The organism is Alphaproteobacteria bacterium, assembly GCA_005883305.1.
Lineage (GTDB): Bacteria > Pseudomonadota > Alphaproteobacteria > Sphingomonadales > Sphingomonadaceae > Allosphingosinicella.
In genome coordinates, this window is sequence record VBAC01000001.1 from 1,097,676 (window position 1) to 1,115,266 (window position 17,591).

The 17,591-nt window shown below is 69.2% G+C and carries 19 protein-coding genes; 9 read left to right on the top strand and 10 right to left on the bottom strand.

The window, feature by feature from the left end:
• The first annotated feature begins 7 nt into the window (after window positions 1-7).
• Window positions 8-1,387 carry a HAMP domain-containing protein gene (locus E6G92_05415; GenBank protein ID TMJ19239.1) on the top strand — a complete coding sequence of 460 codons (1,380 nt, stop codon included), beginning with the start codon at window positions 8-10 and terminating at the stop codon, window positions 1,385-1,387.
• Between the two features lie 153 nt (window positions 1,388-1,540).
• On the opposite strand, the gene E6G92_05420 is transcribed toward E6G92_05415, so the two are convergent.
• Together E6G92_05420 and E6G92_05425 are read right to left on the bottom strand one after the other, a co-directional pair.
• Window positions 1,541-1,732 (bottom strand): hypothetical protein, encoded by a 192-nt coding sequence (locus E6G92_05420; protein TMJ19240.1) that lies wholly within the window; start codon window positions 1,730-1,732, stop codon window positions 1,541-1,543.
• 159 nt (window positions 1,733-1,891) lie between these two features.
• A complete protein-coding gene (locus tag E6G92_05425) occupies window positions 1,892-2,671 on the bottom strand; it encodes an EF-hand domain-containing protein (GenBank protein TMJ20720.1) in 780 nt (259 codons plus the stop codon).
• Window positions 2,672-2,715: 44 nt separating this feature from the next.
• Between E6G92_05425 and E6G92_05430 the strand changes: the two genes are divergently transcribed.
• The 3 genes from E6G92_05430 (at window position 2,716) to E6G92_05440 (ending at window position 6,860) form a co-directional block, all read left to right on the top strand.
• On the top strand, window positions 2,716-4,827 hold the full coding sequence (locus E6G92_05430) for a TonB-dependent receptor (protein TMJ20721.1): 2,112 nt from the start codon (window positions 2,716-2,718) through the stop codon (window positions 4,825-4,827).
• Between the two features lie 118 nt (window positions 4,828-4,945).
• Window positions 4,946-6,070, top strand: coding sequence for a class A beta-lactamase (gene bla / locus E6G92_05435; protein ID TMJ20722.1), 1,125 nt, complete (start codon window positions 4,946-4,948; stop codon window positions 6,068-6,070).
• A gap of 193 nt (window positions 6,071-6,263) precedes the next feature.
• Window positions 6,264-6,860 (top strand): TetR/AcrR family transcriptional regulator, encoded by a 597-nt coding sequence (locus tag E6G92_05440; GenBank protein ID TMJ19241.1) that lies wholly within the window; start codon window positions 6,264-6,266, stop codon window positions 6,858-6,860.
• A gap of 22 nt (window positions 6,861-6,882) precedes the next feature.
• Here E6G92_05440 and E6G92_05445 read toward each other — a convergent pair whose 3' ends face one another.
• The 5 genes from E6G92_05445 to paaA form a co-directional block, all read right to left on the bottom strand.
• Entirely contained in the window at window positions 6,883-7,959 is a 1,077-nt protein-coding gene (locus tag E6G92_05445) for a 2Fe-2S iron-sulfur cluster binding domain-containing protein (protein TMJ19242.1), read from the bottom strand.
• A gap of 115 nt (window positions 7,960-8,074) precedes the next feature.
• Entirely contained in the window at window positions 8,075-8,629 is a 555-nt protein-coding gene (gene paaJ, locus E6G92_05450; protein ID TMJ19243.1) for a phenylacetate-CoA oxygenase subunit PaaJ, read from the bottom strand.
• A complete protein-coding gene (paaC, locus tag E6G92_05455) occupies window positions 8,623-9,510 on the bottom strand; it encodes a phenylacetate-CoA oxygenase subunit PaaC (GenBank protein ID TMJ19244.1) in 888 nt (295 codons plus the stop codon). Before paaC ends, paaJ begins: the two co-directional genes overlap by 7 nt.
• On the bottom strand, window positions 9,510-9,794 hold the full coding sequence (locus E6G92_05460) for a 1,2-phenylacetyl-CoA epoxidase subunit B (GenBank protein TMJ19245.1): 285 nt from the start codon (window positions 9,792-9,794) through the stop codon (window positions 9,510-9,512). Before E6G92_05460 ends, paaC begins: the two co-directional genes overlap by 1 nt.
• Window positions 9,795-9,912: 118 nt before the next feature.
• Window positions 9,913-10,896 (bottom strand): 1,2-phenylacetyl-CoA epoxidase subunit A, encoded by a 984-nt coding sequence (gene paaA, locus E6G92_05465; protein ID TMJ20723.1) that lies wholly within the window; start codon window positions 10,894-10,896, stop codon window positions 9,913-9,915.
• A 114-nt stretch (window positions 10,897-11,010) separates the two neighbouring features.
• Between paaA and E6G92_05470 the strand changes: the two genes are divergently transcribed.
• Window positions 11,011-11,385 carry a hypothetical protein gene (locus E6G92_05470; GenBank protein TMJ19246.1) on the top strand — a complete coding sequence of 125 codons (375 nt, stop codon included), beginning with the start codon at window positions 11,011-11,013 and terminating at the stop codon, window positions 11,383-11,385.
• A 23-nt stretch (window positions 11,386-11,408) separates the two neighbouring features.
• Here the strand turns inward: E6G92_05470 and pcaF are convergent, their stop codons facing one another.
• The 3 genes from pcaF to E6G92_05485 all read right to left on the bottom strand — a co-directional run bounded on the left by pcaF (window position 11,409) and on the right by E6G92_05485 (window position 13,822).
• Window positions 11,409-12,611, bottom strand: a complete 1,203-nt coding sequence (gene pcaF, locus E6G92_05475; protein TMJ19247.1) for a 3-oxoadipyl-CoA thiolase — start codon at window positions 12,609-12,611, stop codon at window positions 11,409-11,411.
• A gap of 34 nt (window positions 12,612-12,645) precedes the next feature.
• Complete coding sequence (secG, locus tag E6G92_05480; protein TMJ20724.1) at window positions 12,646-13,002, bottom strand: preprotein translocase subunit SecG; 357 nt, start codon at window positions 13,000-13,002, stop codon at window positions 12,646-12,648.
• Between the two features lie 67 nt (window positions 13,003-13,069).
• The gene (locus E6G92_05485) at window positions 13,070-13,822 is read right to left on the bottom strand and encodes a triose-phosphate isomerase (GenBank protein ID TMJ19248.1); all 753 of its coding nucleotides are present in this window, start codon (window positions 13,820-13,822) and stop codon (window positions 13,070-13,072) included.
• An 85-nt stretch (window positions 13,823-13,907) separates the two neighbouring features.
• Here E6G92_05485 and E6G92_05490 point away from each other — a divergent pair, with 85 nt between their 5' ends.
• The 4 genes from E6G92_05490 to E6G92_05505 are packed head-to-tail and all read left to right on the top strand — an operon-like array spanning window position 13,908 to window position 17,587.
• A complete protein-coding gene (locus tag E6G92_05490) occupies window positions 13,908-15,884 on the top strand; it encodes a hypothetical protein (GenBank protein ID TMJ19249.1) in 1,977 nt (658 codons plus the stop codon).
• 20 nt (window positions 15,885-15,904) lie between these two features.
• A complete protein-coding gene (locus E6G92_05495) occupies window positions 15,905-16,492 on the top strand; it encodes an aminodeoxychorismate/anthranilate synthase component II (GenBank protein TMJ19250.1) in 588 nt (195 codons plus the stop codon).
• Window positions 16,493-16,550: 58 nt separating this feature from the next.
• On the top strand, window positions 16,551-17,201 hold the full coding sequence (gene lexA / locus E6G92_05500) for a transcriptional repressor LexA (protein ID TMJ19251.1): 651 nt from the start codon (window positions 16,551-16,553) through the stop codon (window positions 17,199-17,201).
• A gap of 50 nt (window positions 17,202-17,251) precedes the next feature.
• Window positions 17,252-17,587: a VOC family protein gene (locus E6G92_05505; protein ID TMJ19252.1), complete on the top strand. Its 336-nt coding sequence runs from the start codon at window positions 17,252-17,254 to the stop codon at window positions 17,585-17,587.
• Window positions 17,588-17,591: the final 4 nt, after the last annotated feature.

Consider the following 17,591-nt stretch of genomic DNA (forward strand, 5'->3'; position numbering starts at 1 on the left):
CCGCCCCGTGAGACGGCTCCTGCCCAGGAGCCTGATCGGCCAGATCGCTTTGGTCATGGCGCTGGCCCTGCTGGTCGCGCAGGCGATCAACTTCGGCGTGATCTTCAACGAGCGCCAGCGTGCCACCCACACGCAGATCGAGGCGCCGCCGATCGGCCGCTTCGTCATGATGCTTCAGAGGCTCAGCCCGCTCGACGGCGGCGAGCGCGCGGCGCTGATCGCCGAGCGGGGCCGGCGCGGCCGCTTCGCGATCGAGGTGGCAAGCGCAGTGGCGCCCGATAGCAACGACGCGCGGATCGCGCAGCGGCTTCGCGAGCACGCCGCCGAAAACGGAGTCTCCCTGCGCGACGCGCGCGCGGCGGTGCGCGAGGCGAGCGACCTGCCCCGCCGGATGCGCGGCCGGATGACTCCGGCCGAGCAGGAGCGCGCGCGCGAGCGCATGCAACGGATGCAGGTGCTGGTTCTGTCGGCCCAGCTTCAGGACGGCGCATGGGTCAATGCCAGAATGCTGACGCCCAAGCCCAACCCCTGGCTCGCCGCGCGCCTCGCGGGATCGACCCTTTTGATCTACCTGCTCATTCTCGGAGCGATCATCTGGATCGTCTCGCGCCTCGCCCGGCCGCTGCGGGCGCTGACGGCCGCCGCGCAAAGCTTCGAAGGGCGCGGCGAGGCGCCGCAGGTCGAGCCGCAGGGCCCGGCCGACGTGCGCCGAGCGATCCTCGCCTTCAACGCGATGAGCGCGCGGGTTTCGACCATGCTCGACGAGAAGGACCGGATGCTGGGCGCGATCGGCCACGATCTGCGCACGCCGCTGGCCTCGCTTCGCATTCGCCTCGAGAGCGTCGAGCCGGCCGATGAGCGGGCGAAGATGATCGCCACGATCGAGGAGATGACGGCGCAGCTGGACGACGCGCTCGCCTTGGCCCGCTCCGGCCGGGCGACCGAGGAGATTCGCGACGTGGACCTGGGCGCGCTCGCCGACGCCGTTGTCGAGGAATTCCGCGCCCTCGGCCAGGACGTGCAGTTCGAGGAGGGCAACAGGCTGACCGCCCAGGTGCAGCCCAACCTCCTTCGCCGCGCGGTGCGCAACCTGGTCGACAATGCCGTCAAATATGGCGGGTCGGCGGCGGTTTCGGTGCGCGCCGCCTCAGGCGGCATCGCCATCGAGGTCGCGGACTCCGGGCCCGGCATCCCCGAGGCGTCGATCGGCAAGGTTCAGGAGGCCTTCGTGCGCCTTGAGCAATCGCGCAGCCGCCAGACCGGCGGATCGGGCCTCGGCCTCGCCTTGGCGCGGGGCGCCGCGGTGGCACATGGCGGGAGGCTGGAGCTTGAGAACCGGGCCGAAGGCGGCCTGCTGGCGCGGATCGTTCTGCCGAAGGGGAGCTAGGTTTTGTCCGCCCTTTCGAGTCATCCCGGCGCAAGCCGGGACCCATGAAGACCGGCCTTTGCCAGTGATCACGAACCGTTATCGCTTCACCTCGCGAACTTCGGTTCATGGGTCCCGGCTTTCGCCGGGATGACTCCCGTTTGGGTCCGAAGCCTATCCCTCCGCCCGCGCCGCCGCCTGGACGGCCAGGCTCTTCACCTTGCGCTTGCCGCACCACAGCTCGACGGCATGGGTGAGGTTGCGACGCTCGGCCTTGCGCAGGGCTTCGATGTCGTCGACCGCGTCGATTTCCTCAAAGCCGACGAACCGGCCGCTTTGGACCAGATAGAGCCGGTAATAAGCCATATGTCCCCCCCTCCCGACTCGGAAGGTGGGCAAATTCTGCCACGAACCGCGCGGCACTTCCTTAAGCCAGATCAATAGTCTTGCTGAACCGGGCAAATAAAAGAGGGCGGACCTTTCGATCCGCCCCCCAATATTCCGGTCCCGAAGATCTTCTCGAAATCAGCCCGGACGACGCTCGCGGAAACGCTGGCGCATCGCGCCGCGCGCCGCCTGGCGCTCCGCCGCCGTCACCGTGCCGTCGTGATTGGCGTCGGCCTGGTCGAACCGGGCCAGCGCGCGCTCGCGCATCTGGTCACGGGTGATGAAGCCTTGGGTGCCGAACATGCGCTCGCCGCGCATGCCGGGAGCGCCGGGGCCGCCGGGGCCATCCGGACCGCGCGCGCCCTCGGGACCGCCGGGGCCGTGCGGCCCGCGCATGTGGCGCATGCCGCGGCGATGGCCCATGCCCTCGCCTCGGCCCTCGCCGCGATGCTCGCGCATCTGCGCATGGGCCTGGGTCATCTCCTCGCGGGTGATCGAGCCGTTATGGTCGAGGTCCATGCGGTCGAACATGCGAGTCTGCATCTCGGCGCGGCGGCGCTCGCCGGCGGCGCGCATCTCCTCGGGCGTGAAGCGGCCGTCATTGTTGGCGTCGAGCCGCGCGAAGCGCTGGTCGACCCGCTCGATGACCTGCTGGCGGGTAACGTCGGCGTTGCGATCCGGGCGCTGGCCCGGTCCGCCCTGCGCCAGCGCGACTCCAGCGGCTGCGAGCAGGGCCGTGCCGGCCAGGATGGTGAACTTGTTCATTGCGTGCTCCTCTACACGGACGATTCGATCGGGCCGGTTTGGGGCCGAGCTGTCCCCCAATTTTGTCGGAGGCGGCCGAATTTTGTCTCGAATTGTAGCATGATCGCGCGGCGAGCCGCACCGCATCCGCGACGAGCACGATTGATATAACATTACGTCCTGCTACAGGCCTCCCACCCCCGGAGGACTATCTCTTGCTGCGCAATCTCCTTCTGGCCGGCGTCGCGTGCGTCGGTCTCCCCCAGATCGCCCTCGCCCAGCCAGCCGCGCCCGAGGCCGCGCCGGCGTCTCCCGCTACGGCTCCGGTCCCGGACCAGGCGGGCGACTATCACGCGCCGGAATCGCAGGAGATCGTCGTCACCGGCGTCGCCCGGCGGCGCGCGGACGTCCTTTCCGGCACGTCGGTGCTGAGCGGCGAATCGCTCAACCGGGACATGCGCACAACGCTCGGCGAGACCCTGGCGCGCCAGCCCGGCGTTTCGGCGACGTCCTTCGGCCCCAACGCCTCGCGCCCCGTATTGCGCGGCTTCCAGGGCGACCGGGTGCGAATCCTGACCGACGGCATTGGCAGCCTCGACGTCTCCAGCACCAGCGCCGACCATGCGGTGGCGATCAATCCGTTGACGGCCGACCGGATCGAGGTTCTGCGCGGCCCGGCGGCCCTGATGTTCGGCTCCTCGGCGATCGGCGGAGTCGTCAACGTCGTCGACGCGCGCATCCCCCGCCGCGTGCCGACCGAGCCGGTCCATCTTGACGGCATCCTGACCTACGGCTCGGCCGCCGACGAGCGCTCCGCCAACGCGTCCGCCGACGTGCCCATCGGCGGCCATTTCGTGCTCCACGCCGACGGCAATTACAGCAAGACCGGCGATCTTCGCATCGGCGGCTATGCGCTGACGCCGGAACTTCGCGCCCAGGCGGCGGCCAGCCCCGATCCCGCCATCCGCGACCTCGCCAATCTGCGCGGCCGGCTGCCCAACAGCGCGGGCGAGACCTGGGACGTCGCCGGCGGCTTCGCCTGGATCGATGCCGACAACAGCGCCGGCATGTCGATCAACCATTATGACAGCCTCTACGGCATTCCGATCCGCTACTCGCTCGACCCGGCGGTCGAGGCCGAGGCGCCGCGGATCGATATCGCCCAGACCCGCATCGACGGCCGCGCCGAGCTCGACACCGGTTCGGGCTTCGTCGACTCGGTGCGGGCGCGCGCCGGCTGGTCCGACTATCGCCATTTCGAGCTCGAGGAGACGGGCGCGATCGGCACCGCCTTCTACAGCACCGGCTTCGAAGGCCGGCTCGAGGCGCAGCAGTCCGTCCGCAACGGCTGGGGCGGAGGCTTCGGCCTGCAATATTACAGCGCCGACCTCGATGTGGAGGGCGCGGAGAAGTTCCTGCCGCCGAGCCGATCGAGCCAGCTCGGAATCTTCGCCCTGGAGACGCTCGACCGCGGCGCGTTCAAGGCCGAGGCCGGCGCCCGCTACGAGCATAGCAGCGCGCAGGCCGACGCGGACGCCGACCTCGGCAATCCGGCGCTGGAGCGCCATTTCGACGTCTTCACCGGCTCGCTCGGCGCGAGCTACGCTTTGGCAAGCGCGCTTCGCCTCGGCCTCAACCTCTCCCGTAGCGAGCGCGCGCCCTCGGCCGAGGAATTGTTCGCCAACGGGCCGCACGCGGGAACGCAGGCCTTCGAGATCGGCGACCCCGGCCTTTCCACCGAGAAGAGCTGGGGCCTCGAGGCGACCCTGCACCGCACCGGCGACGCTTTCAGCTTCTCGGCCTCGCTCTTCCACAGCTGGTTCGACGGCTACATCTACGACCAAGCGACCGGCGCCGTGCAGGACGGCCTGCCCGTGTTCCGGACCAGCCAGGGCGACGCCCGCTATTACGGAGTCGAGCTCGAGGCCTCGGCCCGGCTGGCGACGATCGGCGAGGTCGCGCTCAATCTCGACGGAGTCGCCGACTATGTCCGAGCGACGATCGACGACGTCGGCCCGGCGCCGCGAATCCCGCCGCTTCGTCTTCTCGCCGGCGTCGAGGCGCAGTCCGAAGCCGTGAACGGCCGGCTCGAGGTCGAATGGGTCGACGATCAGGAGCGCATCGCGGACCTGGAGACTCCGACCGAGGGCTATACGATGGTCAACGCATCGCTCGCCTTCCATCCGTTCGGCGCGCGCAACCGAAGCAGCGTCACGCTCGCGGCGAACAACATCTTCGATGTCGTCGCCCGCCGCCACGCCAGCTTCCTCAAGGACTACGCCCCGCTCGCCGGCCGCGACCTGCGCGTCACCGCCCGCTTCGCCTTTTGATTCGGTCCGGCGCGCCGGGCGCACGGCTCGTCCCCGCCGCGGCCTCGTTCGGCTGACAGAAAGGCGCGATTCCGTAAGGAGATAGGCAAGGGCAGCAAAAGGCGTTGGGAGCGTGGTCGTGACGAGTGGGGCGAAGAGGCGCGCGGTTCGGATCCTGGGTGTGGCGGCGGTCGCCTTGGCCGGGTGCATCCCGCAGGCGCAGTCCGCCCAGCTTCGCCAACCGCCGCGAGGCCCGCGCCCGGCCCAGGTCCAGCCGCAGCCGCGCGTCGCGGCCCCCGTTCCCGCCGCCACCCCCGCGCAGCGCTTGCTCACGGCACGGATCCGCGAGCTCGGCCGCGCCTTCGAGGGCCGAGTGGGCATCGCCGTGCGCGACGTCGATACCGGCTGGGTGGCCGACTGGCAGGGGGACCGCTTCTACCCGCAACAGAGCGTCAGCAAATTCTGGGTCGCGCTGACCGCGCTCCAGCGCGCCGATGCCGGCGATCTCGATCTCGACAGGCGCGTCACCGTGACCCGCAACGACCTGACCCTGTTCCACCAGCCGATCGCCCAGCAGGTCGGCGCCAACGGCTACACGACCACGCTCAACGACCTCATGTTCCGCGCCCTGACGCAGAGCGACAACACCTGCAACGACATCGTCCTTCGCCACGCCGGCGGCCCCGCCGCGGTTCGCGAGATGCTGACCCGCAACCGGCTCGACGGAATCCGCTTCGGCCCGGGCGAGCGGCTGCTCCAGTCCGGCATCGCCGGCCTCAACTGGCAGCCGGCCTTCTCGCGCGGCAATGCCTTTTTCACGGCGCGCGACGCCGTCCCAATCGACCGGCGGCGGGCGGCGTTCGAACGCTATGTCGAGGACCCCGTCGACGGAGCGACCCCCAACGGAATCACCAACGGCCTGGCGCGGCTCCAGCGCGGCGAGCTGCTTTCGGCGGAATCGACGCGCCGCCTGCTCACCATCATGTCGCAGACCCATACCGGCCCCAACCGGCTGCGCGGCGGCCTCGCGGCGGGCTGGACGATCTCGCACAAGACCGGAACGGGGCAGGTGCTCGGCGCCGAGCAGGCCGGCTATAACGACATCGGCATCCTCCACGCCCCCGACGGCCACCATTATGCGCTGGCGGTGATGATCGGCCGAACGAGCACGCCGCTGCCCGCGCGGATGGAGCTGATGCAGGACGTCGTCCGGGCGGCGATCGCCTATCACGAGGCGACCAGGGACGCGCGCGGCACCCGCTAGCCTCCAGTCGAGTCATCCCGGCGGAGGCCGGGACCCATGAACACCAGGCTTCGAAAAGAGCCGATGCCGCTGGAGCGATTTTGCGCTGTCCGAGTGCTTGGATCCCGGCTTTCGCCGGGATGACTCCTCCTCTGGTTGGCGCGCGGCACCCGCTAGGCTGGCGAAGCCGCGCCTGGCCTCATAAGAAGGGCCGATGGCGCGGCCCCAATCCCCCGATTACGACCGCCGGCGCGAGGCGATCGTCGCCGCGGCCGCGCGGCTCTATGCGCGGCGTGGCTTTCGCGGCGCCTCACTGGCCGACCTGGCGAAGGCGTGCAAGACCAGCAAATCGCTGATCTACCACTATTTCCCGGCCAAGGAGGACATTCTCTACGAGGTCATGGCGAGCCATCTCGACGCGCTCGTCGCCGCGGCGACCGAGGCGACGCGCAGCGGCTCCGGCGAGGAGCGCCTGCGCGCGCTGACCCACGCCTTCATGCGCCTCTATGTCGGCGCTCAGGACCGCCACAAGGTGCTGCTCAACGAGCTGGACAATCTCGCCCCCGCCTCGCGCTCCGAGGTCATCGCCAAGCAGCGCCGAATCATCGCGATGGTCGAGGAACTGATCCGCGCCCTGCGCCCGCAATCCGGCCCGCTCGCGCTGCCGCTGACGATGCTGTTCTTCGGAATGATCAACTGGACCCACACCTGGTTCCGCGGCGAGGGGCGCGTCTCGGCGGACAATCTCGCCGAGCTGGCGGTGGAGGTCATGCTCGGCGGCCTCGGAAAAATAGGGACAGTCCCCATTTAATCCAAATGGGGACTGTCGCTGTTCAGGCGTCGTAATCGAGCTCGACGCCGTCGCCCCTGGGCACCGACTGGCAGGTCAGCACGTAGCCCGCCGCCACCTCCTCGTCGGTCAGCCCGTAGCGCGCCGCCATCTCGACCTCGCCGGAGACGACCCGCGCGCGGCAGGTGGCGCAGACCCCGGCCTTGCAGGCGAAGGGCGCGGGAAGGCCGGCGGCGCGCGCGCTATCGAGGATGTTGCCCGCCGCGGCGTCGAACGGCACCCGTCGCTTCCTGCCGTCGAGCGTGACCAGCATCGTCGCCCCCGCGGCCTCGCGCGACATCTCGGCGAGCTGGGCCTGAAGCATTTCGGGCGGGCGATCGGCCGTGAATCGTTCGAGATGGATATGATCCCTGGGAACGCCGCGCGCGAGCAAAGCCTCTTCCGCCGCGTCCATCATCGGCCCCGGGCCGCAGATGAAGAAGGCGGCGACCTCGGCAGGATCGATCAAAGTGTCGAGGATCTCGTCGCACTTCGCGCGGTCGAGCATGCCGTTGAACAGGTCGAACTCCTCGGCCTCTTCGGCAAGGAAATGATGGACTTCGAGCCGGTCCATGAAACGGTTTTTGAGCCGCGCAAGCTCTTCGAGGAAGATGATCGAGAGGCTGTCGCGGTTGCCGTAGAAGAGGGTGAAGCGGCTTTGCGGCTCGCTCAGCAAGGCGGTCCTCAGCAGGGACATGACCGGAGTGATGCCCGATCCGCCGGCGAAGCCGACATAATGATTGGCCTGCGCCGGATCGAAATCCCAAGTGAAGCTGCCGTGCGGCGGCATGACGTCAACCGCCACGCCCGGCTTCAGCGCGTCGTTGGCCCAGTTCGAGAAGACGCCGCCGGCGATGCGCTTGACGGTGACCGTCACCGCTCCGTCCTGCGGCGCCGCGCAGAGCGAATAATTGCGCCGAAGCTCCTCGCCCGCAATCTCAGCCTTGAGCGTCAAATGCTGGCCCGGCTTGAATAAAAAGGTCTCGCGTAGCTCTTCGGGCACGGCGAAGCGGATCGAGCGCGCTTCGGCCGTCTCGTCCATCACCTCGGCGACAATCAGCCTGTGAAAGCCCGCGCTCATCAGTAGCCCTTCCGTTCCCCGGCGAAGGCCGGGGCCCAGGCCTTGGCGCAAGCCAGGGTTCCCGCAAAGGCTTCGCCCTGGACCCCGGCCTTCGCCGGGGCACAAGAGGATCGGTTCAGTGACACTTGAACCGGTCGAACGGCTCGGCGCAGGCCCGGCAGCGCCACAAGGCCTTGCACGGGGTCGAGCCGAACCGGCTGACCTCCTCGGTGTCCGATGAACCGCATTGCGGGCAAGTCGCGGTCGCCGCCGTGCTGGGCGGAGCGATGCCGTAGGCGTGCAGCTTGGCCCGCCCGGCCGGGCCGATCCAGTCGGTCGTCCAGGGCGGCGACAGCACGGTTTCGATCGCTACGCCACGGTAGCCTGCCGCGTCGAGCGCGGCGCGGATGTCGCGCTCAATCACCTGGGTGGCGGGACAGCCGGTATAGGTGGGCGTGATCGTCACCCGGTCCGCCGTTACCGTGCGGACGATACCAAGATCGACCACCGAGACGACCGGGATTTCCGGATCGGGCACATCCCGCAAGACATCCCAAATCCCGTTCGTGTCGAGCGCAGTCGAGACACCCCTTCGAGCGCAGTCGAGAACGGGGCCTCGACTTCGCTCGGCAGGATCCCTCGACTTCGTCCGGGACGAACGGAGCTTGGCAGGAGATTCGGTGGCTACCATGCCGCGTCGGGATAGGTGCGCGGCAGATACTGCATCACCGCCAGCAGATGGCCGAGATGCTCGCCGTGGTGGCCGCGGCGGCCGCCGAGGATCGGGCGCTGGTCGGCCGGCGCCTCGAGCGTCCCCTCGGCGAGCACGGCGCGGATGCGCGCGTCATAATCTTCGCGGAAGGCCGCGACGTCCGCACCGATGCCCAGGCGCGCCGCCTCGGTGGCGATCGCGTCCATCTCGAACAATTCGGGGATGAAGCGCCACATCCACTCCAGCCCGCCCGCCATCCGCCGCCGGCTCTCCTCGGTCCCGTCGCCGAGCCGGATCACCCATTCGGCGCTGAGCTCGGCATGGTAGCGCACCTCCTTGACCGCCTTGGCGGCGATCGCGGCGATCGTCTCGTCCTTCGACGCCTGGAGGTGCCCGAACAGCATCTCCTGCCAGGTCGAAAACAGGAACTGCCGCGCCATGGTCTGCGCGAAATCGCCGTTCGGCTGCTCGACCAGCCAGCAATTGCGGAAATCGAGCACGTCGCGGTGGAAGGCGAGCGCATCGCCGTCGCGGCCCTGCCCTTCGGCCTCGCCTGCATAGTTCAAAAAATGAGTCGCCTGCCCGATCAGGTCGAGCCCCATGTTCGCAAGGCTGAGGTCGACCTCGACGCTCGGCGCGTGGCCGCACCATTCGCCGAGCCTTTGCCCGAGGATCAGGCTGTCGTCGCCGAGGCGGAGAAGGGTTTCGAAGAGCACCAGATCCTCCCCGGAACGGGGAGGGGGACCATGCGAAGCATGGTGGAGGGGCCGGGGAGGCTGATCGGCCCCACCACCACGTCGCTTCGCGCCGCGGTCCCCCTCCCCGTTCCGGGGAGGAATTTCGGGTTCGGTACCAGCCATCAGATGTGCTTCACGTCGTCCGGGATGTCGTAGAAGGTCGGGTGGCGGTAGATCTTGTCCTCGGCGGGATCGAACATCGCCGCGTCGTCCTGCGGGTCCGAGGCGGTGATCGAGGCCGAGGGCACGACCCACAGGCTCACCCCTTCCATCCGCCGGGTATAGGTGTCGCGCGCGTGGCGCAGCGCGATCTCCGAGTCCGGCGCATGGACGCTGCCGACATGGCGGTGCGACATCCCGCCGCGCGCCCGGACGAAGACTTCCCAGAGCGGCCAATCCTTGCTCATCCAACCTCTCGTTTCCCCTTAAGCCGTCATCCCCGCGAAAGCGGGGATCCAGCTTCTTTTCTTCCAGCTCCATGTCAAAGCTGGATTCCCGCTTTCGCGGGAATGACGAAGAAAGCGTCTAGGCCGCCACCTTCTTCGCCGTCCGTTTCTCCGCATAAGCGGCCGCGGCCTCGCGCACCCAGGCGCCATCCTCCCAGGCGTCGCGGCGGGCCTTGATCCGCTCCCTGGCGACCGGGCCCTCGCCGCGGACCACGGCGTAGAATTCCTCCCAGTCGACCGCGCCGAAATCGTAGCCGCCCTTGGCCTCGTTCCACGCGAGATCGGGGTCAGGCACGGTCAGCCCCAGCGCGTCCGCCTGCGGCTTGGTGATGTCGACGAACTTCTGCCTCAACTCGTCATTGGTGTCGCGCTTGATCCGCCAGCGCATCGACTGGGCGGTGTTGGGCGAGTTGTCGTCGGTCGGCCCGAACATCATCAGCGAGGGCCACCACCAGCGGTTGAGCGCGTCCTGCGCCATGCGCTTCTGCGCCTCGGTGCCCGCGGCGAGATGCATCATGATCTCGTAGCCCTGGCGCTGGTGGAAGCTCTCCTCCTTGCACACACGGACCATCGCCCGCGCATAGGGCCCGTAGGAGGTGCGCTGCAGCGGCACCTGGTTCATGATCGCCGCGCCGTCGACCAGCCAGCCGATCGCGCCGATGTCCGCCCAGGTGAGCGTCGGATAGTTGAAGATCGTGCTGTACTTGGCCTTGCCCGAGTGGAGCGCCTCGATCATCTCCTCGCGGCTCGTGCCCAGAGTCTCGGCGGCGCTGTAGAGATAGAGGCCGTGCCCCGCCTCGTCCTGCACCTTCGCCAGCAGGATCGCCTTGCGCCGCAGCGACGGCGCCCGCGTGATCCAGTTGCCCTCCGGCAGCATGCCGACGATCTCGCTGTGCGCGTGCTGCGAGATCTGCCGCGTGAGCGTGCGCCGATAGGCCTCCGGCATCCAGTCCTTGGGCTCGATGAACTCGTCCGCCGCCACCCGCGCCTCGAACGCGGCGAGCTTCTCCGGATCCTCGGTCGAGACGATTTTGGCCGTCTTCTGCATCTCGGTGGTGTACATCGCTCTCACCTACCATTAATCGACCGATCGGTCAACGAATCCGCCTTCCCGCGACAACAACGCGCGAACCGCGCTAAGGGTCGCGCGAATCGAAACGAGAGAGCGATCGCTTCCATGTCCAAGCCACTGAACGCGCTCGAGGCCGCGCTCTTCGGCGCCCTTGAGGGCGAAACGACGATGACCGGCTTCTTCGACGCGCTGACCGCCGCGCAGATCGTCATCCCGACCGTCACCGAGGTGAAGCCCGACGGCAGCGGCTTCGCGCCGCTTACCCAGTGGCGCCAGGGCGTCGAGCTGGTCCTCGCCTTCACCAACAACGCGCGGATCGGAAACTCCTATCTCGAGCTCGCGCCCTATCTGCTCACGGTCGATTCGACCTGGCTGATCAGGAACCTGGCCTACGACCGCGGCCTGCTCCTGTTCGCCGGGCCGGACCAGGGGCTGATGGTCACTCCGAAGCAGCTCGCTGGTATCAGGGCCAAACTATAAATAGGGACTGTCCCTCTTTACGGTCAGACCCTCTCCACCACCGTCGCGATGCCCTGCCCGACGCCGATGCACATCGTGCACAGCGCATAGCGGCCGCCGGTGCGGTGAAGCTCCTCGACGGCGGTGAGGATAAGGCGGGCGCCGGACATGCCGAGCGGGTGACCGAGCGCGATCGCTCCGCCATTGGGGTTCACGCGCGGATCGTCGTCGGCCAGGCCGAGCTGGCGCATCACCGCGAGGCCCTGGGCGGCGAAGGCCTCGTTCAATTCGATCACGTCCATGTCGGCGATGGTCAGGCCAAGCCGCTTGAGCAATTTCTCGCTCGCCGGCGCCGGGCCGATGCCCATGATCCGCGGCGGCACGCCGGCGACGGCGCCGCCGACGAAGCGGGCGCGAGGGTTGAGGCCGTTGCGCTTGGCCGCCTCCTCGGTGGCGACGATGATCGCCGCCGCGCCGTCGTTGACGCCGGACGCGTTGCCCGCCGTCACGGTGCCGTCGGCGCGGACGATCGGCCGCAATTTGGCCAAAGCCTCGACGCTGGTCTCGCGCGGATGCTCGTCGCGGTCGACGACCACCGGATCGCCCTTGCGCTGGGGGATCTCGACGGCGACGATCTCCGCGTCGAAGCGGCCGCCGGCCTGCGCCGCCGCCGCCTTGGCCTGGCTCCGTACGGCGAAGGCGTCCTGGTCGGCGCGGCTGATCTGGAAGTCCTGCGCGACGTTCTCGGCCGTCGAGGGCATCGTGTCGTCGCCATAGGCATCGCGCATCTTGGGATTGACGAAGCGCCAGCCGATCGTCGTGTCGTACATCTCGGCGTTGCGATCGAAGGCCGAATTCGCCTTGGCCATGACGAACGGCGCGCGGCTCATGCTCTCCGAGCCGCCGGCCACAACCAAGTCGGCCTCGGAGCCGCGGATCACCCGCGCCGCCATCGCCACCGCGTCCATGCCCGAACCGCACAGGCGGTTGAGGGTCACCCCGCCCGATGTGTCGGGAAGCCCGGCGAGCAGCCCCGCCATCCGGGCCAGGTTGCGATTGTCCTCCCCGGCCTGGTTGGCGCAGCCGAGGATGACGTCGTCGAGCTCGGCCCAATCGACGGCCGGATTGCGATCCTTGAGCGCCTTGATCGGAATGGCGGCGAGATCGTCGGCGCGGACCTGGGCGAGGCTTCCGCCATAGCGTCCGATCGGCGTGCGCGCGGCGTCGCAGATAAAGGCTTCGGTCATTTGGCTGGGAGCATCGATCAGGCTCGGGCTCTCGTTATTGGGCGAGTGGGACCGAGCCGTTGCTCTGTGCCGGCTGGGCGGGAGCCGGGGTCGTCGCGGGGGCCGTGCCCGGAACCGTGCTGGCCGGCGTCGGCCGGGCGAGGCTGGCGTCGATCTCGCGCGGGCCGCGCGCTCCGGCGGCGAGCGCCGCGAGAAGGATCGACATGGCGATGAAGGCGGTAGCGAGGATCGCCGTGCCGCGGGTGAGGAAGTCCGACGCACCGCGGGCGCTCATCATCCCCGCCGGGCTGCCGCCTCCGGCCAGCCCGCCGCCCTCCGAGCGCTGCATCAGGATGAGGATGATCAGCAAGGTGGCGACGATCGACTGGACGACGAGGAGGAAGGTGAACAGGCCCATGGCTCTTTACGATCTTTCGGAAAAAGGTGTGCGCGCGACTTAGGCGATCGGGCGTGCGGGTTCAACCGCGCGAGGCGGCGGCGGCGACGATCGGGACGAACTGCGCGGCGGTGAGGCTGGCGCCGCCGACCAGCGCCCCGTCGACGTCGGGGACGGCGAAGAGCTCGACGGCATTGTCGGCCTTGACCGAGCCGCCGTAGAGGATCCGGATCCGGTGGCCCTTATCGCCGTAGCGCTGGACGAGGGCCGAGCGGATCGCCGCGTGCATGTCCGCCACGTCGGCTGCGGTGGCGACCTTGCCGGTGCCGATCGCCCAGATCGGCTCGTAGGCGACGACCAGCTCGCCCTCCTCCCACCGGTCGGGAAGCGAGCCGGCCAGTTGCGCCGCGACCCGGTCCAGATGGCCTCCGGCGGCGCGCTCGGCTTCCGATTCGCCGACGCACACGATGGTGACGAGGCCGCCCTTGAGCGCGGCCTCGGCCTTGGCGCGGACTGCCGAGTCGCTTTCATGGCTCTCGGCGCGGCGCTCGCTGTGGCCGACGATGACCAGCCTCGCGCCCGCTTCCTTGATCATCGCGACGGAGACGCAGCCCGTATGCGCGCCGCTCTCGCCGGCGTGACAATCCTGGGCGCCGATGGTCAGCCCGCCCGAGCGGGTCAAAGCGGGGGCGATCAGGGTGAAGGGCGGGCAGATGGCGACGTCGACACCGCCCGTCTCGCGCGCGCCCTGGGCGATCGGCGCGAGCTCGGACAGCGCGGCGATCGAGCCGTTCATCTTCCAGTTGCCGGCGACGAGCTTGCGGCGCAGGTGCATCGGTTGGTTCCTCACCGGGGCAGTTGCCGGGCGCCTAGCGCGCTTCTATGACCCGCGCAAACGTCACGTCAGGATCATCGCACGCATGCTCGCTTTCGCCCGCAAGAAGCTCGCCAAGTGGCTCGGCATCGTCCTGCTCGGCTTCATCCTGATCGCGATGGTGATCACCGGCTTCGGCACCGGCGGCTTCGGCGGGCTCGGCAGCCTGAGCGGCGGCGGCAACGGAGCCGCCGCGGGCGATGCGCTGGCGAGCGTCAACGGCCAGCCGCTGACGGTTAATGAAGTCAACGACATGGTCAACCGCGCCTACGAGCGCGCGCGCCAGCAGCAGCCGACCCTGGACATGGCCACCTTCCTTTCGCAGGGCACCTACGAGCAGGTGCTCGACCAGCTGATCATGGCGCGATCGATCCAGGCGTTCGGCGAGAGCCAGGGAATTCGGGTCTCCGACCGGATGATCGACCGCGAGATCGTCAACATCCCGGCCTTCCGCAACCTCACCGGCCAGTTCGACCAGAACGTCATGCGCCAGCAGCTGCAGACCCAGAATCTGAGCGAGGCGCGCTTCCGCCAGGACGTTGCGCAATCGCTGATGCAGCGCCAGCTGCTCGGCCCGATCGCGCTCGGCGCCCGGGCGCCTGAAGGGGTCGCCCGCGAATATGCCAATCTGCTGGTCGAGCGGCGCCGCGGCCAGGTCGCCGCCATTCCGAGCGCGGCGCTGGCGCAGGGGATCAACCCGTCCGAGGCGGAGATCGCCGCCTTCTACAATTCGCACCGGCTGATGTTCACCGTGCCCGAGCGCCGGGTGATCAAATATGCGGTGATCGGGCCGGAGCAGACGGGCCAGGCGGGGCAGGCGACCGAGGCCGAGATCGCCGCGGTCTACCGCAATAGCCCGCGCAGCTACGGCGCGCGCGAGACCCGGACCATCCAGGCGATCGTGCTTCCGACCAAGCAGGCCGCCGACGCCTTCGCCGCCCGGGTCCGCTCAGGCACGAGCTTCGTCGAGGCGGCGGCCGCGGCGGGCTTCGCCGCCGGAGACGTGACCTTCGCCAGCCAGACCCGCCAGCAATTCGAGAGCGTGGCCAACGCCCAGGTCGCGGCCGCGGCCTTCTCCGCCGCGCGCGGCGCGGTCGCCGGACCGATCCGCTCCGAGCTCGGCTTCCACGTCGTCAGGGTCGAGGCGATCAACCAGATCGCCGGACGCCCGCTCGAAGCCGTGCGCGGGGAGATCGCCGCGGCGATCAACGCGCGCAAGCGGATGGAGGCGCTGTCCGACCTCGTCTCGCGCATCGAGGAGCAGCTCACCGACGGCGCCAGCTTCGAGGAGACGGCGCGGGCGCACAATCTGACCGTCGTCACCACCCCGCCGGTGACCGCGGTCGGCCAGGCCGCGGGGGGCGAGCCCTTCACCGCCTCCCCCGATTTGCAGCCGCTGCTGACCCCGGCCTTCGAGATCGATCCCGAGCAGCCCGAGCCGGCGGTCGAGCAGATCGCGCCCAACGAGCGCTTCGCCTTGCTCGCCGTCGACCGCGTCCTTCCCGCCGCTCCGCCGCCGCTCGCCCAGATCCGCGACCAAGTGCGAAGCGCCTTCATCGCCCAGCGCGCGACCCAGCTCGCCCGCCAGCTTGCGGACCGGATCGCCGCGGCGATCAATTCGGGCACCCCGGCGGCCCAGGCCTTCGCCCAGGCGCAGCCGCGAATCGCAACCGTGAGGCCGATCGAGATCCGCCGGCTCGACATCAGCCGCCAGGGCCAGCAGGTGCCGGCGCCCCTGATCACCCTCTTCTCGATCCCGCAGGGCCGGGCGCGGGTGATCCCCGGCGAGAACGGCGCCGGCTGGTACATCGTCGTCCACGAGCAGCGCACCGCCGGCGACGCCTCGGGCACGCCGCAGCTGATCCAGTCCACGCGCACGGAGTTCACGAGCAGCGCGAGCGAGGAGCTCGCCCAGCAATTCGCCCGGGCGGCGCAGGCGCGCGGCGAGGTGAGCCGCAACGCCGAAGCCATCCGCCGCGCCCGGCAGGCGCTCGGCGGAGGCGCCGCGGCCGGGGCGGAGTAAGGCGGCGGCGGAGAGGCCCCTTGATCCTCGTCGTCGACAATTACGACAGCTTCACCTGGAACCTGGTCCATTATCTGCGCGAGGTCGGCGCCGAGGTCAGGGTCGAGCGCAACGATTCGCTGAGCGCCGCAGAGGCTCTGGCGCTTGCCCCGGACGCGATGCTCATCTCTCCCGGACCCGGCAGGCCCGACGAGGCCGGAATCTCGCTCGATCTCGTCGCCGCCTGCGCGGAGGCCCGGATGCCGCTGCTCGGCGTGTGCCTCGGCCATCAGGCGATCGGGCGGCATTTCGGCGGCCGGATCGTGCGCGCGCCGACGATCATGCACGGCAAGGTCTCGGCGATCGAGCATGACGGCAGCGGGGTCTTCGCCGGCCTGCCCTCGCCGTTCGACGCGACCCGCTATCATTCGCTGTGCGTCGATCCGGTGCCCGAATGCCTGATCGTCAACGCCCGGGCCGAGGACGGAACGGCGCAGGGGGTGCGCCACCGGGACCTGCCGATCCACGGCGTTCAGTTCCATCCGGAAAGCATCGCCAGCGCGCACGGCCACGCGTTGCTCGTCAACTTTCTCGAACTGGCCAGGGACGGCATTTCGGCCGGCGCTTGACAGCGGCCGAAACGTTCCGTAACTGTTCGGCGTACGTTCCAGCGGGAGGAACCTGGATATGCTGACGCGCAAGCAACACGAGCTTCTTCTCTACATCGACGCCCGGCTCGGCGAGACCGGCGTGTCGCCCTCGTTCGAGGAGATGAAGGAGGCGCTCGACCTCAAATCGAAGAGCGGAGTCCACCGGCTGATCTCGGCGCTGGAGGAGCGCGGCTTCATCCGCCGCCTCGCGAACCGGGCCCGAGCGCTCGAAGTGCTGAAGATGCCGGAGACTCGCGCCGCGGCCGCGCCCAAGGCGCCGGTCCAGGTGCCGCAGGCGGCCAACGATTCGGTCGTCGAGCTGCCGCTGCACGGGCGGATCGCGGCCGGCACGCCGATCGAGGCGCTGCAGGGCACCGACACCCTGCCCGTTCCCGCCGCCCTGCTCGGGCCGGGCGAGCATTATGCGCTCGAAGTGGCCGGCGATTCGATGGTCGATCTCGGAATCCTCGATGGCGACTATGCGCTGATCCGCAAGACCGACCAGGCCCGCGACGGCGAGATCGTCGTCGCCCTGGTCAACCAGGAGGAAGCGACGCTCAAGACTCTGCGGCACGAGGGACAGATGATCCGGCTCGATCCGGCCAACCGCCAATACGATCCGCAGCGCTACCGGCCCGAGCAGGTGGTGATCCAGGGCCGGCTGGCGGGATTATTGCGGCGCTACTGAACGTGATTCCCCTCCCCTTGATGGGGAGGGCTTTTCGGAGGCAATTGCCGATGGCCCGTCTCAATTATGTCGAGCTGCCGGTCGGCGAGATCGGGCCGGCCAAGGCGTTCTATGAGCGCGCGTTCGGCTGGGCGCTGACCGGTTTCGGGCCGACCTACGCGGCGACGCTGAGCGGTGACACGGACATCGGGCTTCAGGCGGACGCCGCCGAAGCGACCAAAGCGCCACTGGCGGTGATCGACGTCGACGATCTCGAGGCGGCGCTCGAGGCGGTGACGGCGGCGGGCGGGACGATCGTCCGGCCGATCTTCGCCTTTCCGGGCGGCCGCCGTTTCCAGTTCACCGATCCCGCTGGCAACGAGCTGGCCTGCGTCAAGGGGGATTAGGGGC

Bases quoted from the DNA above. Each gene is read 5' to 3' on its own strand.
- E6G92_05425 (TMJ20720.1), bottom strand. From the start codon at position 2,671: ATGTTATATCAATCGTGCTCGTCGCGGATGCGGTGCGGCTCGCCGCGC.
- E6G92_05420 (TMJ19240.1), bottom strand. From the start codon at position 1,732: ATGGCTTATTACCGGCTCTATCTGGTCCAAAGCGGCCGGTTCGTCGGC.
- E6G92_05470 (TMJ19246.1), top strand. From the start codon at position 11,011: ATGTCCAAGCCACTGAACGCGCTCGAGGCCGCGCTCTTCGGCGCCCTT.
- pcaF (TMJ19247.1), bottom strand. From the start codon at position 12,611: ATGACCGAAGCCTTTATCTGCGACGCCGCGCGCACGCCGATCGGACGC.
- E6G92_05445 (TMJ19242.1), bottom strand. From the start codon at position 7,959: ATGAGCGCGGGCTTTCACAGGCTGATTGTCGCCGAGGTGATGGACGAG.
- paaJ (TMJ19243.1), bottom strand. From the start codon at position 8,629: ATGGTAGCCACCGAATCTCCTGCCAAGCTCCGTTCGTCCCGGACGAAG.
- paaC (TMJ19244.1), bottom strand. From the start codon at position 9,510: ATGGCTGGTACCGAACCCGAAATTCCTCCCCGGAACGGGGAGGGGGAC.
- E6G92_05440 (TMJ19241.1), top strand. From the start codon at position 6,264: ATGGCGCGGCCCCAATCCCCCGATTACGACCGCCGGCGCGAGGCGATC.
- E6G92_05505 (TMJ19252.1), top strand. From the start codon at position 17,252: ATGGCCCGTCTCAATTATGTCGAGCTGCCGGTCGGCGAGATCGGGCCG.
- lexA (TMJ19251.1), top strand. From the start codon at position 16,551: ATGCTGACGCGCAAGCAACACGAGCTTCTTCTCTACATCGACGCCCGG.
- E6G92_05485 (TMJ19248.1), bottom strand. From the start codon at position 13,822: ATGCACCTGCGCCGCAAGCTCGTCGCCGGCAACTGGAAGATGAACGGC.
- paaA (TMJ20723.1), bottom strand. From the start codon at position 10,896: ATGTACACCACCGAGATGCAGAAGACGGCCAAAATCGTCTCGACCGAG.
- E6G92_05460 (TMJ19245.1), bottom strand. From the start codon at position 9,794: ATGAGCAAGGATTGGCCGCTCTGGGAAGTCTTCGTCCGGGCGCGCGGC.
- E6G92_05490 (TMJ19249.1), top strand. From the start codon at position 13,908: ATGCTCGCTTTCGCCCGCAAGAAGCTCGCCAAGTGGCTCGGCATCGTC.